General features: G+C 65.0%; 12 protein-coding genes. 9 read left to right on the forward strand and 3 right to left on the reverse strand.

Annotated features, from left to right (window positions below):
• On the forward strand, positions 1–1,027 hold a 1,027-nt coding region (locus AAG821_RS02715; RefSeq protein ID WP_341916207.1), incomplete at its 5' end, for an ABC transporter substrate-binding protein.
• Here the strand turns inward: AAG821_RS02715 and AAG821_RS02720 are convergent.
• A complete protein-coding gene (locus AAG821_RS02720; RefSeq protein ID WP_341910379.1) occupies positions 1,024–1,890 on the reverse strand; it encodes an EamA family transporter in 867 nt (288 codons plus the stop codon). The two genes, AAG821_RS02715 and AAG821_RS02720, sit on opposite strands and share 4 nt — an antisense overlap.
• Before the next feature lie 78 nt (positions 1,891–1,968).
• Between AAG821_RS02720 and AAG821_RS02725 the strand changes: the two genes are divergently transcribed.
• Entirely contained in the window at positions 1,969–2,571 is a 603-nt protein-coding gene (locus AAG821_RS02725) for an alpha/beta hydrolase (protein ID WP_341910378.1), read from the forward strand.
• A gap of 321 nt (positions 2,572–2,892) precedes the next feature.
• Here AAG821_RS02725 and AAG821_RS02730 read toward each other — a convergent pair whose 3' ends face one another.
• Positions 2,893–3,846, reverse strand: a complete 954-nt coding sequence (locus AAG821_RS02730; RefSeq protein ID WP_341910377.1) for an acetyl-CoA carboxylase carboxyltransferase subunit alpha — start codon at positions 3,844–3,846, stop codon at positions 2,893–2,895.
• A 145-nt stretch (positions 3,847–3,991) separates the two neighbouring features.
• Between AAG821_RS02730 and purH the strand changes: the two genes are divergently transcribed.
• The 3 genes from purH to AAG821_RS02745 all read left to right on the forward strand — a co-directional run bounded on the left by purH (position 3,992) and on the right by AAG821_RS02745 (position 7,616).
• Positions 3,992–5,581: a bifunctional phosphoribosylaminoimidazolecarboxamide formyltransferase/IMP cyclohydrolase gene (gene purH, locus AAG821_RS02735; protein ID WP_341910376.1), complete on the forward strand. Its 1,590-nt coding sequence runs from the start codon at positions 3,992–3,994 to the stop codon at positions 5,579–5,581.
• Between the two features lie 2 nt (positions 5,582–5,583).
• Positions 5,584–6,243, forward strand: a complete 660-nt coding sequence (locus AAG821_RS02740) for a glutathione S-transferase family protein (RefSeq protein ID WP_341910375.1) — start codon at positions 5,584–5,586, stop codon at positions 6,241–6,243.
• Positions 6,244–6,371: 128 nt separating this feature from the next.
• Entirely contained in the window at positions 6,372–7,616 is a 1,245-nt protein-coding gene (locus AAG821_RS02745; RefSeq protein ID WP_341910374.1) for a cyclopropane-fatty-acyl-phospholipid synthase family protein, read from the forward strand.
• 18 nt (positions 7,617–7,634) lie between these two features.
• Here the strand turns inward: AAG821_RS02745 and AAG821_RS02750 are convergent, their stop codons facing one another.
• Entirely contained in the window at positions 7,635–9,014 is a 1,380-nt protein-coding gene (locus AAG821_RS02750) for an MFS transporter (RefSeq protein WP_341910373.1), read from the reverse strand.
• Positions 9,015–9,274: 260 nt separating this feature from the next.
• Between AAG821_RS02750 and AAG821_RS02755 the strand changes: the two genes are divergently transcribed.
• The 4 genes from AAG821_RS02755 to AAG821_RS02770 all read left to right on the forward strand — a co-directional run bounded on the left by AAG821_RS02755 (position 9,275) and on the right by AAG821_RS02770 (position 13,391).
• The gene (locus tag AAG821_RS02755; RefSeq protein ID WP_341910372.1) at positions 9,275–9,694 is read left to right on the forward strand and encodes a globin family protein; all 420 of its coding nucleotides are present in this window, start codon (positions 9,275–9,277) and stop codon (positions 9,692–9,694) included.
• 13 nt (positions 9,695–9,707) lie between these two features.
• Complete coding sequence (locus AAG821_RS02760; RefSeq protein ID WP_341910371.1) at positions 9,708–10,652, forward strand: alpha/beta fold hydrolase; 945 nt, start codon at positions 9,708–9,710, stop codon at positions 10,650–10,652.
• 94 nt (positions 10,653–10,746) lie between these two features.
• Positions 10,747–11,457, forward strand: coding sequence for a response regulator (locus AAG821_RS02765; RefSeq protein ID WP_341910370.1), 711 nt, complete (start codon positions 10,747–10,749; stop codon positions 11,455–11,457).
• Positions 11,458–11,480: 23 nt separating this feature from the next.
• On the forward strand, positions 11,481–13,391 hold the full coding sequence (locus tag AAG821_RS02770) for a PAS domain S-box protein (protein WP_341910369.1): 1,911 nt from the start codon (positions 11,481–11,483) through the stop codon (positions 13,389–13,391).
• Positions 13,392–13,555 lie beyond the last annotated feature (164 nt).

Here is a 13,555-nt window from a genome sequence, read left to right on the forward strand (position 1 = left end):
CATGCTGGCCGGCACCGGCGCCGCCACCCTGGCCGCCACCGCCGCTTTCACGCCGAAGCGCATCTTTGCCCAGACCACGGCGAAGACGCCGGTGAAATTCTCGCTCAACCTGCCGCGCAACGGCACCAACTCGCCGTTCATCTACGCGCTGGAAAAGGGCTACTTCGCCGCCGAGGGCATCGAGATCACCGCGATGGACCCCGCCGCCGGCGCCGATGCGCTGCAGCGCGTGTCGTCCAACACCTATGATGTCAGCTTTGCCGATCTCACCTCGCTGGGCGAGTTCTATGCCAGCTTCCCCGAGCAGGTGCCGCTGGCCGTCTTCAACATCTACAAGATCACGCCGGCTGCCATCATCAGCTGGAAGACCGCGAAGATTTCCAAGCCGGCCGACCTGGTGGGCAAGACCGTGGGCGGCCCGCTGACCGACAATGCCTACAAGCTGTTTCCGGTCTTCTTCAAGGCCAACGGCCTCGACCCCGCCAGCGTGAAATTCAACAACGTCGACCTGCGCCTGCGCGAAAGCCAGCTGATGCGCCGCGAGGTGGATGCCGTCACCGGGTTCGATTCCACCGTGTGGATCAACCTGAAAAGCCTCGGCATGAAGCGCGAGGATGTGTCGATCATGCTCTATGCCGATCACGGCCTGGATTTCTATGGCAACTCGGTCGTCGTGTCGCGCAAGTTCCTGAAGGACAACGAGGCCGCGATTCCGGGCCTGTGCCGCGCCGTGTGCCGCGGCTGGCAGGATGCGATGAAAGACCCCAAGGCGGTGACCGATTCACTGCTGAAGGCCGATGCGCTGCTCAAGCACGATATCGAGCAGGAGCGCCTGCAGTGGGTGATCGACAACCAGGTGAAGACGGCGGAAGGCAAGCAGCTCGGCCTCGGCGCCATCGACCCGGCCCGGCTGCAGCGCGCCATCGCCACCATTGCCGGCGCCTATAACCTGGCGAAGGTGGCGCCGGTGGAGGCGATCTGGTCGAGCAAATACCTGCCCTCGGCGGAGCTGCGCAAGATCGCCTAACCCACCGTCGTCACCAGGCAGATCACGCCGATCACCGTGAGGCCTGCCCCGATCAGCATGCGGGGCAGGCTCTCGCGCTGGCGCAGCGCGATCCAGCCGATCAGCAGCGTGAACAGCGGGAAGGTGGCGACCAGCGGCGCCACCACGGCGACCTCGCCGCTGCCCAGTGCCGCGAACATGCACAGCACCGCCGCGCCGTTGCATAGCCCTAAGCCGACAAACCACGCCGCGCCCGGTCGCCGCAGCTGCAGCACCGGCCGGCGCAGCAGCAGGCAGGCTGAAAAGATCATTGTCACCGAGACCACATAGCCGATGGCGGCGGCGGCCAGCGGATCGGGCCACAGCGCCAGGCCGAGCTTGGCGATCGGCTGCACAAAGCCGCGGATCGCCGCCCCCAGCACGGCACAGCCAATCGCCAGCCAGAGCGGACCATGCACGGTGCCGGCGCGGCGTGGCGCGCGCAGCAGCACCAGAAGTCCTGCGGCGATCACCAGCAGGCCGATCCATTGCAGTGGTCGCGGCAGCTCACCCAGCAGCAGCGCCGCCAGCGCCACGGCAAACACCGGCGAGAGATTGCCGATGCTGGCGGTCAGCACCGGGCCGACGCGCCGGTTGGCCTCGAAGCCCAGCAGGGTGACGGCGGCGGGAAACAGCACGCCGCTGAGCGCGAAATACAGCGCGGCCTCGCTGTTCCACAATGCGGCATCGAAGCGCAGCGCAAACAGCAGGCACAGGATGGCGGTGGCGCTGGGCAGGCTGATGGCGGCGCCGGTCAGCGGCTCGATCCGGCGCAGGCCCTGCTGACCCAGCACTAGCGCCAGGCCGAGCAGAAAGGCGGCCGCCAGGGCAAGACCGACCACCATCTCTGCGCATCCTCCAGGGTATCAATCGGGACAATCTAAACATCGGCGCCCGGGAAGATCGATGATAATTCTATCGGCATGACCCATCTACTCTTCCTGCCCGGGGCCGGCGGCTCTGCTGCATTCTGGCAACCGGTGGCAGACCTGCTGCCCGATACCTATGCCAAGACGCGGCTGAACTGGCCGGGGCTGGGCCATGAAAAGCACAAGCCCGGCTTCGACAGCCTGGACGCGCTGACCGCCCATGCCGCCGCGCATCTGCGCGACGGCAGCAACGTGGTGGTGGCGCAGTCGATGGGCGGCATCTTCGCGCTGCGGCTGGCGCTGCTCTATCCGCAGAAGGTGCACAGGCTGGTGCTGACCGCGGCCAGCGGCGGCATCGATGTGATGCGCTTCGGCGCCAGCGACTGGCGCCCGGCCTACCGCGCCGAATATCCGCAGGCGGCCGCCTGGATCACCGAGGCGCGCCCCGACCATACGGCAGAAATCGCCAGCATCGCGCAGCCGTCACTGCTGTTGTGGGGCGATGCCGATACGGTGAGCCCGCTGGCCGTCGGCCGGCATCTCTCCCGCCTGCTGCGCAACAGCCGGCTGCAGGTGATCGCCGGCGGCACGCACAGTTTCGCGCAGGACCGCGCCGCCGAGATCGCGCCGCTGGTGCGGGATTTCATCGCATCATAAAAAAACCGTCGTCCCCGCGAAAGCGGGGACCCAGTCCAGCCGACGCCTGGATGCCCGCTTGCGCGGGCATGACGTGGTATATCTTGAATGTGCCGTACACAGCGCCATCTGTTCTGCGCTGCTGTTGGACATCGTCTATCTGAGTACCGAACCAGACTGGATCGAACCGGATCGCATCGGATCGAATGGGATCGTATCGGATCCAATTGGCTTCACTTGGCCTGCAATGGGATCGACTTGGCGCGCGATTGGATCGCATCGGCGGCCAACCGGCCCGCGCAGGGCCTGCACAATCAGCGACTTAGCCGTGATCAGAGCTGATTAAAGCCCGTTTGAGCCCATATCGAGGAATTTGCGCCGCCGCGCTTCGCGCAACGACCCCGGCTCCTGGCCGGCGAGGCTGCGCAGATTGGCATCCAGCGCGTCGCCGAGCGCCGAAATTGCCTGGGCCGGATTGCGATGGGCGCCGCCCAGCGGCTCCTTCACGATCTCGTCCACGACTTTCAGCTTCAACAGGTCTTCGGCGGTGATGCGCAGCGCCTCGGCGGCATCCTGTGCCTTGGCATTGTCGTTCCACAGGATGGCGGCGCAGCCTTCGGGCGAGATCACCGAATAGATCGCGTGCTCGAACATCAGCACGCGGTTGGCAGCCGCCAGCGCCACCGCGCCGCCCGACCCGCCCTCGCCGACAATGGCGGCGACCAGCGGCACGCGGATGTCGAGGCAGCAGTCGATGGCCCGCGCGATCGCCTCGGCCTGGCCGCGCTCCTCGGCCTGCACGCCCGGATAGGCGCCGGCGGTGTCGACCAGGGTGACGACCGGCAGGCGGAAACGGTCGGCCATGCGCATCAGGCGGATCGCCTTGCGATAGCCTTCGGGCTTGGCCATGCCGAAATTGTGCTTGAGCCGGCTTTCGGTGGTGCGGCCTTTTTCATGGCCCATGATCATCACCGCGCGGCCGCGCAGGCGGCCGATGCCGCCGGTGATGGCGCCGTCCTCGGCGAAGGCCCGGTCGCCGCACAGCGGCACGTAATCCTGCACCAGGCCGGCGACATAGTCGGCGAAATGCGGGCGGTCCTGGTGGCGCGCCACCTGGGTTTTCTGCCAGGCGCCGAGCTTGGCATAGGTGGCCTGCAGCTGCTGGGCCGCCTTGGCCTCCAGCCGCTCCAGGTCATCGGCAATATCGCTGTTGCCCTGATCGCTGAGCTGCTTCAGCTCGGCGATTTTCGCCTCAAGCTCGGCGATTGGCTTTTCAAATTCGAGATAGGATCGCATGGGGGCCTCGTTTAGCATGGATCGGCCCCCCGCACAAACCCCGCAAGTCCTTGTTTAAGACCGATTTTACACCGCTTTTGCGCGTAGCATCGGCATGCTATAGCCCTGCCGCCCATCCCTCTCTGCCCGCCCGAGGCCTCCGCCCATGTCATCCGTCGATCTCATTCCCGTCCGCCGTGCGCTGCTCTCGGTTTCCGACAAGACCGGCCTGATCGAGTTCGGCAAGGCACTCGCCGGCTTCGGCATCGAGATCCTCTCCACCGGCGGCACCTACAAGGCGCTGAAAGATGCCGGCGTGGCCGTGAAAGAAGTGGCCGAGCATACCGGCTTCCCCGAGATGATGGATGGCCGCGTGAAGACGCTGCATCCCACCATCCATGGCGGCATCCTGGCCCTGCGCGACCATCCCGAGCACAAGGCGGCGATGGACAAGCACAACATCCCGCCGATCGATCTGGTGGTGGTCAATCTCTATCCGTTTGCGGCGACGGTGGCCAAGGGCGCCGACTTCCCCACCTGCATCGAGAATATCGATATCGGTGGTCCGGCAATGATCCGCTCGGCAGCGAAGAATCACGGCTTCGTCAATGTGGTGGTCGATGTCGCCGATTACACGAAGATCATCGACGCCCTGAAGACCAACAACGGCGCCACGCCGCTCGGCTTGCGTCGCGAACTGGCCGCCAAGGCCTATGCCCATACCGGCGCCTATGATTCGATGATCGCCACCTGGTTCGCGCGCCAGAATGGCGAAGCCTTCCCGCCGACCCTGCTGGTCTCGGCCGAGCGCAAGCAGACGCTGCGCTATGGCGAGAACCCGCATCAGCAGGCGGCCTTCTATGTCACCGGCGACAAGCGCCCGGGCGTCGCCACCGCGCAGCAGCTGCAGGGCAAGGAACTCAGCTACAACAACCTGAACGACACCGATGCCGCCTTCGAGCTGGTGTCGGAATTCGCCGACAAGCCGACGATTGCCATCATCAAGCATGCCAATCCCTGCGGCGTCGCGATGGCGGACAGTCTGGCAGCGGCCTGGGATGCGGCCCTGCGCTGCGACAGCACCTCGGCCTTTGGCGGCATCGTCGCCATGAACCGCAAGCTCGACAGGGCCACGGCCGAGAAGATCGGCGCCATCTTCACGGAAGTCATCGTCGCGCCAGAAGCGGATGAAGACGCCAAGGCGTTTCTCGCGGCGAAAAAGAACCTGCGCCTGCTGATCACTGGCGGCATGGCCGATCCGGTGGCGGCCGGCTGGTTCGTCAAATCGGTGGCCGGCGGCTATCTGGTGCAGACCCGCGACGCCGGCCGCATCACCGAGGCCGACCTGAAAGTCGTGACCCAGCGCGCGCCGACGCCACAGGAGCTGGCCGACATGCTGTTCGCCTTCCGCGTCGGCAAGCATGTGAAGTCGAACACCATCGTTTACGCCAAGAATGGCGCCACCGTGGGCATCGGCGCCGGCCAGATGAGCCGCGTGGATTCGGCCCGTATCGCCTATCGCAAGGCCCAGGACGCCGCCAAGGCCGCCGGCCTGAGCGACGCGCTGACCAAGGGCTCGGTGGCGGCGTCTGACGCCTTCTTCCCGTTCGCCGATGGCCTGGAAGTGCTGGTCGAGGCCGGTGCCACTGCCGTGATCCAGCCGGGCGGTTCGATCCGCGACCAGGAGGTGATCGATGCCGCCGACAAGGCCGGTCTCGCCATGGTCTTCACCGGCATGCGCCATTTCCGGCACTGATCATGTACATACTCTACTGGGCGCCGGGCACGGCGGCGATGGCACCGCAGGCGGTGCTGGAGGAAATCGGCGCACCCTATGAAATGGTGAAGCTGGATATCGCCAGCAGGCAGCATGAACAGGCCACCTACAAGGCGCTGAATCCGAATGGCCGCATTCCCACACTGGTGCATGACGGCTTCGCGATCTTCGAGACCGCGGCGATCTGCCAGTATCTCAGCGACCTGCATCCCGAGGCGCAGCTGTCGCCGCCGGTGGGGATGCAGCTGCGCGGCCGCTATTACCAGTGGCTGACCTATATGACCAACACCCTGCAGGTGGGCTTCATCGACTGGTTCCATCCCGACTGGACCTTTCCCGATGCCGCGGATCAGGCTGCGCTCAAGGTCCAGGCGGAAGCCAAGCTCTACCGCAATTTCCAGGTGCTGGATGACGGTATCGGCCGCGGCGACTACATGCTGGGCTCGAGTTTCAGCCTGTGCGACATCTATCTCGCCATGCTGACACGCTGGAGCCGCTTCCTGGACCGGCCGATGTGGCAGTGGGCGAATATCGAACGCGTGGTCGGCGCAACCTACACCCGCCCGGCCTTCCAGCGCATGATGCAGAAGCAGGGCATCGCCTGGGCCGAGAACTGGCCCGGGAATAGGGCCGGAGCCTAACCAACCACGCGGATATACAGCACATCCGGATGTGGAATGCGCCTAAATTGACCTCTTGCCGCGCATGGGGCTGAGCCCCAATATGAAGACCGGGATGGGGCGTTATCTCTTTGAGTTGGAGATTCCGCATGCTTCTTGGTTATGTCTTTAGCAAGGTGATCAAGGCCGGTTCGCTGACGATGATCGATCATCGCGGCGCGACGCGGCATTTCGGCGAGCCTGCGGGCCCCGATACGGTGGTGATCCGGCTGACCAAGCCGAGCACCGCATGGCGCATCGCGCTGAATCCGAAACTGGCAGTCGGCGAAGCCTATATGGATGGCGAGCTGGTGCTGGAAAAAGGCACGATCTACGACTTCCTGGCCCTGGTGGTGCGCAACCTCGGTGTTCATGGCAGGCTGCCGCTGTCGGGCCTGCAGCGCATTTTCGAACGCACCATGCGGCTGTGGTACCAGTTCAATCCTGAATCCACGGCGCGCCGCCGGGTGCAGCATCACTATGATCTCGACGGCCGGCTCTACGATCTTTTCCTCGATACCGACAAGCAATATTCCTGTGCCTATTTCCCGACGCCGGACACCACACTGGAACAGGCGCAGCTGGCCAAGAAACGCCATATCGCCGCCAAGCTGAACCTGCAGCCCGGCATGCGCGTGCTGGAGATCGGCTGCGGCTGGGGCGGGCTGGCGCTGTATCTGGCCGAGACCTGCGGTGTGCATGTCACCGGCATCACGCTGAGCCAGGAACAGCTGGCGATTGCCCAGCGTCGCGCGCAGGAGCGCGGCCTGAGCGAGCAGGTGACATTCGAACTGGTCGATTATCGCAAGATGGACGGGCAGTTCGACCGCATTGTCTCTGTGGGCATGTTCGAGCATGTCGGCGTGCCGCACTACCGCGAATATTTCGACGGCATCCGCCGCCTGCTGAAAGACGATGGCGTTGCCCTGGTGCATTCGATCGGCCGGTCCGATGGCCCCGGCACCACGCCCGCCTTCATTCGCAAATACATCTTCCCCGGCGGCTATATCCCGGCGCTGTCGGAAGTGATGCCGGTGATCGAGCAGAGCCAGCTCTGGGTCACCGACATGGAAATCCTGCGGCTGCATTATGCCGAGACACTGTGGCACTGGCGCGCCCGCTTCATGGCGCAATGGGACAAGGCGCGCGCGCTTTATGACGAACGCTTCTGCCGCATGTGGGAATTCTATCTGGCAGCGTCGGAAATCGCCTTCCGGCTCTGGGGCCAGATGGTGTTCCAGGTGCAGCTGACCAAGCAGCTCGACACCCTGCCGATCACCCGCGACTACATGCACGAGACCGAACTGGCACTGGCAGGCCGCGAGAAGCCGCAGCGCTTTGCCAAAACGGCGTGACGGATCGCCGGCGCGTTATTACTGCCGCGCCGGCTCCTCCACCTTCCACAGCAGTGCGAAGCCGACGGCAAGAAACACCAGGATTACGATGACGGCGATACGCTGGGTGGCGAACACCGCCGTGGCGATGCCGATCAGCAGCGGCGCCAGGAATGTGGTGGCGCGACCCGACAACGCGTAGATGCCAAAGAATTCTCCCACCATGTCGGGCGGCGACAGACGCGCCACCAGGGTGCGGCTGGCCGCCTGCATGGTGCCCATGCCCAAACCCAGAAAGGCGGCGCAGAGGAAAAACACCTGCTCGCCGGCCGATGAGAATAATCCGGCGCCGGCGGCACGCGGCGCGACATCGAGGACAAACAGCACGCTGCCCGATGAAATCGACAGAATGCCGAAGGTGCCAAGACCAACGATGATGATGGCCAACTGCACGGCGCGTTTGGAACCCCAGCGGTCTTCCAGCCAGCCGCCAAAGATGACGGCCGGAATCGCGATCACGTTGAGGGCAATGCCAAACAGGCCAAGTTCGGTGGTGCCCCAACCGAAGATGCCGGCAGCATAGATCCCGCCAAAGCCGATCACCGCCACCAGGCCGTCGTAGTAGATCATATAGCTGAACAGGAAGCGCAGCAGGTTGCGATACTGCCGCATATGCCGCACGGTGTTGACCACACGGCCGATACCGTCGCGCACCACAGTGCGGAAGGGCTGGCCCGATCCTGGCCGATCCGGTGTGAACAGGAACATCGGCAACACGAAGATCCCGAGCCAGATCGCCGCGACCGGACCGATGATGCGCTCGGCTTCGAAGGCGTCGCGCTTGAGGCCCAGCAAAGCCTCGCCCGGCGGCGGCGTGATGCCGATCAGTTCGGGCTGCGACACGATCAGCACGCCGAACAGCGCGATCAGCCCGCCTATATAGCCCATGCCCCAGCCCAGACCGCTGAGTCGCCCGACATGGCGCGGGGTTTCCAGCGCCGGCAGCAGGGCATTGTTGAACATGATCGAATATTCCGCCGCGATATTGGCCAGCACCAGGCCGAGGATCACCAGCGGCAGCAGTTGCGGCTGGCCCGGCTGGGCGAGCCAGAGCAGCGCACAGCCGAAGGCCAGCTGAATCTGGAATGCAAACAGCCAGGGTTTGCGCCGGCCGCCGGCATCGGCGATGGCGCCCAGAAATGGCGCTCCCAGCGCCACCAGGGCCGCCGAGAAAGCCTGGGTGAAGCCCCAGAGCGACTGACCATCGACGGAATTGCCGATCACCTTGGCGGTGAAATAGGGCGCGAAGATGAAGGTGGTGATGACAGTGAAATAGGGCTGGTTGGCCCAGTCGAACATCGCCCAGGACAGACGTGCCCGCCACGAGGCCGGGCGGCGATCCTGTCCTGCAGCCGGCATCTGCCCCGCCGGTGGCTGCGGGGCTGGAGTCTGGTCCGTCATGCCCATATGGCCGCCCGTTTCCCTGTCCGGCCGGCACCATAGCCCGCCATGACGGCAGCGCCAATCGCTGTGGGCTGATCTGTCGCCGCCGTCACACGCCACCGCTGAAACAACTGAAACATTTATTGCAGTTGCGAGACACAGAGCCGAAACCCCGCGCCCCGATAAACCCGGCCAGCGAAACACCGGCACCGCCGGCCAGCCCCAGGAGACCCAAGATGACCCCGCACCAGATCACCCTCGTCAAGACCAGCTTTGCCAAGGTTCTGCCGATCAAGGATATTGCCGCCGCGGCCTTCTACGACCGTCTGTTCACTGCCGATCCAGCCCTGAAGCCGCTGTTCAAAGGCGACATGAAGGCGCAGGGCCAGAAGCTGATGATGGCGATTGGCACCGTGGTGGCCTCGCTCGACCGTCTGGACGCCGTGATCGGCACCGTGCAGGACATGGCCCGCCGCCATGTCGGTTATGGCGTGCAGGACAGCCACTACGCCACCGTGGGCGCGGCCCTGCTCGACACCCTGGCCAGTGCCTTTGGCGATGACTTCACGCCGGAGACGCGCGACGCCTGGGCCACCGCCTATGGCATTCTCAGCGGCGCTATGATCGACGCTGCCAAGACCGTGAAGGCCGCCTGAGGATACCGCCATCATGACTGCGATCCTGCACAGCATTCCGACCGAACCGGCCACCGCACCGCGCCTGGTCCCCACGCATCCGGCATTGATGGCCCTGATGAACCATGTGCCGGTGCAAGCCTTCGTCGGACCGCGCGGCACCATGGTCAACATGTTCACGGCCGGCAGCGGTACGCCGGTGCTGGCCGTGCATGGCTCCGGGATGCAGGGCAGCATGTGGCGCGGCCTGCAGCCGCATCTGGGCGATGAGTTCCGCTTCCACTGCCCGGACCTCTATGGCTATGGCCGCAGTGAATCGCTGCCGATGCCGCAGCGCATGTCGCTGGATGACAATGCCGCCCTGATCGGCGCACTGCTGCGCCGCTTTGACCGTCCGGTGCATCTGGTCGGTCATGCCTTCGGCGCCGCCGTGGCACTGCGGGCGGCACTCGACCATCCCGACCGGCTGGCCAGCATGACGCTGTACGAGCCGATGGCGCTGCATCTGCTGAAGCCGGAACATGGCGGCCATGCGCCGGCCCAGCGTCTGGTCGAGACCCTGGCGGGCGACATGCGCGCCGCCTGCCTGCGCGGCGAAAGCCATATTGCCGCGCGGCTGTTCTACGATCACTGCAGCGGCGCCGGCGCTTTCGCGGCCCTGTCGACCGCGCGCCAGGCCAGCCTCGCGGCCCATGCGCCGCGGCTCTGCCTCGACATCGCCATGGCCTTCAATGCACGCCAGTCGCTCGGCAGCTATGCCGGCCTGAAGCTGCCGGTGCTGCTGCTCAGCGGCACCCGTTCGGCCGGTGCATTGCGCCTGATTGCCGACCGCCTGGCTGCCACCCTGCCGGTGGTGCGCCATGCCATCCTGCCCGACCAGGACCATTTCGCCCCGGCCACCCAGCCCGAGGCCGTGGCCCGCGTGATGCAGCCATTCCTGCAGGCCTGTGCGCGCATCACGTTGCGCGCCTGCGCCTGATGCCCCCAGATCCCGGCTGACGATGGCAAACGCCGCTCTGGACGGTATGGGTCCGCGCTTGCTATCACAGCCGGGGGACAAGCTGCGACAACCGATGGCAAACGAGCCGCATATCATCGTCGTTGATGACGAGCCGGGTATCCGCGAAATGATCGCGGAGTATCTCGGCAGTCATGGCTTTCGCGTCGATACGGCCGCCGATGCCGTGAGCTTCAGAGAATTACACGCTGCGCGACCGGCCGATCTGGTCATTCTCGATATCAATATGCCGGGCGAGGATGGCCTGAGCGTCGCGCGCTGGCTGCGTGGCCGCTCCAAGACCGGCATTATCATGTTGACCGCGGCTGGCGAGGTGATCGATCGCATTATCGGACTGGAGATCGGTGCCGATGATTACCTGTCAAAGCCCTTCGACCTGCGCGAACTGCGCGCCCGCATCCGCACCGTGCTGCGGCGTCTGGGCGATGCCGCGCCACAGAACGCCGAGGACAACGAGGTGGTGCGATTCGGCGCCACCTTCCTCAATCTCGCTGCACGGAAGCTTTACGATGCCGCCGGCGGCGAGATCGTGCTGACCGCCATGGAATTCGACCTGCTGGCCGCCTTTGCCCGGCATCCCGACCGGGTGCTGAGCCGCGATCAGCTTCTGGACCTGGCGCATCACCACCATTGGGAACCCTACGACCGCAGCATCGACATTCGCATCGCCCGCCTGCGCCGCAAAATCGAAAGCGACCCGACCAAGCCCGAAGTGATCAAGACGGTGCGCGGCGCTGGCTACCTGTTCAGCCGCCGGATGCCCTAGAAGCCCGATAGACACAGCGCATCATGAGCCCAGATTACGATATCGACCATCTGCGGCCGCTGCTCAGCGCCTCGCTGGATGGCGTCATCCTTACCGATATCCAGGGCAGCATCATCGAATTCAATCCCGCCGCGGAGCTGATGTTCGGACGCCAGCGCAGTGCGGTGCTGGGCCGCCCGGTCGGATCCGTGGTGGTGCCGCCGCATCTGCGCCCCTTCCATGAGCGGGCCATGACGCGGCGCCTGAGCAATCCGGCCGACACGAAAAACCGCCAGCGCTTCGAGACCGAAGGCATGCGGGCCGATGGCAGCGTGTTTCCCGTTGAACTGACGGTTACCGAAATCGTGCTGCCCGATGGCAACCGCGTGATGGTGGCCTATCTGCGCGACATCACCGCACGCCAGCAGCTGCGCCTGAGCGAGGAGCGCTATCGCCTGGCCGTGCGCGGCGCCAATGATGGCATCTTTGAATGGGACGTCGAACATGGCACGGCGTTCTATTCCGAGCGGCTGGAAGAAATCGTCGGCCGCAAGGCCAAGGATCTTGAAACCATCGATTCCTGGCATGCCAATGTGCATGCCGATGACCTGCCGGCCCTGAAGGAAGAAACCCGCAAGCTGCTGCGTGGCGAGATCGACCGCATCGTGATGGAATACCGTATCCGTCGCGCCGATGGCGTGGAACGCTGGGTGCAGGTGACCGCGGCAACCGAACGCGATGCACAAAACCGCGTGCTGCGCGTGGGCGGATCGATCGGCGACATCACCGAACGCAAGACCGCCGATGCGGAAATCCAGCGCCAGCGTGAGGCGCTGTACCAATCGGAAAAACTGTCCGCGCTCGGCTCGCTGCTGGCCGGCGTAGCCCATGAGCTGAACAATCCGCTGTCCATCGTGGTGGGGCAGGCGCAGATGCTGAAAGAGAGTGCGGCCGACACGCCCTTTGCCGAACGTGCCAGTAAGATCGAGGTGGCTGCCGTGCGCTGCGCCCGCATAGCCCGCACCTTCCTGGGGATGGCGCGGCAACGCAAGCCGGCACGGCGCCCGGTGCAGCTGGAGCGCATCGTCGAGGATGTGCTGGGCCTGCTGGAGTACAACCTGCGCAGCGCCGGCATCGACATCGAACGCCACTTTGACGACCACCTGCCAGCCATCAATGTCGATCCCGACCAGATCAATCAGGTGCTGAGCAACCTGATCGTGAATGCGCAGCAGGCCCTTGCCGCACAGCCGGCGCCGCGCCGCATCCGCATTGAACTGGCGGTTGCTGATGGCCAGTGGCTGCAGGCCCGCATCTGCGACAATGGCCCGGGTATTCCGGCCAATCTGCGGCGCCGCGTGTTCGAACCCTTCTTCACCACAAAGCAGACCGGTCATGGCCCGGGGTCCGGCACCGGCATCGGCCTCGCCGTCAGCCACGGCATTGCCACCGCCCATGGCGGCACGCTGGAAGCGGAAGATGCCGCCGGCGGCGGTGCATGTTTTGTCCTGCGCCTGCCGCTTGGCACTGCCAGCACACAACCCACCGCCAGCAGTGTGCCGGGCAAGACGCCAGCCCTGACACCGGGCCACACCGCACTGGTGGTGGATGACGAAGATGGCGTTGCCGACCTGCTGGCCGAAATCCTGTCCAACAGCGGTTTCGCGGTGACCATTGCCGAAGACGGCCAGAACGCCCTGAACCGCCTGCGCAGCGAAAACTTCTCGGTGATCCTGACCGACCTGCGCATGCCCGGCCTGGATGGCCCCAGCCTGTTTGCCCGCCTGCGCGACGAACGGCCGGCACTGGCCGAGCGTATCGTTTTCGTTACCGGCGACATGCTGAGCCCCGATGTCGCGGATTTCCTGCGCGACAGCGGCCAGCCCTGCCTGGAAAAACCCTTTGCCCCCCAGGACGTGCTGCGCGCCGTAACCACAGCGATGGCCGCAGACTGATTGGTCCGTCGCCATTGGTCCGGTGTCGCACCAGATTGATTGCGCCGCAATCATCCTGCCCGTTTCGGCGCCAGCCTGTTTTCCGGGCGCCTTGGCCTTGCCAAAACCGGTCATACGATGACAAACTAATTTGATGCGCGCCGCGCTTCAGGCCCTGGGCGCAT

The sequence above is a fragment of the Ferrovibrio terrae genome, assembly GCF_943372915.1.
Lineage (GTDB): Bacteria > Pseudomonadota > Alphaproteobacteria > Ferrovibrionales > Ferrovibrionaceae > Ferrovibrio > Ferrovibrio terrae_A.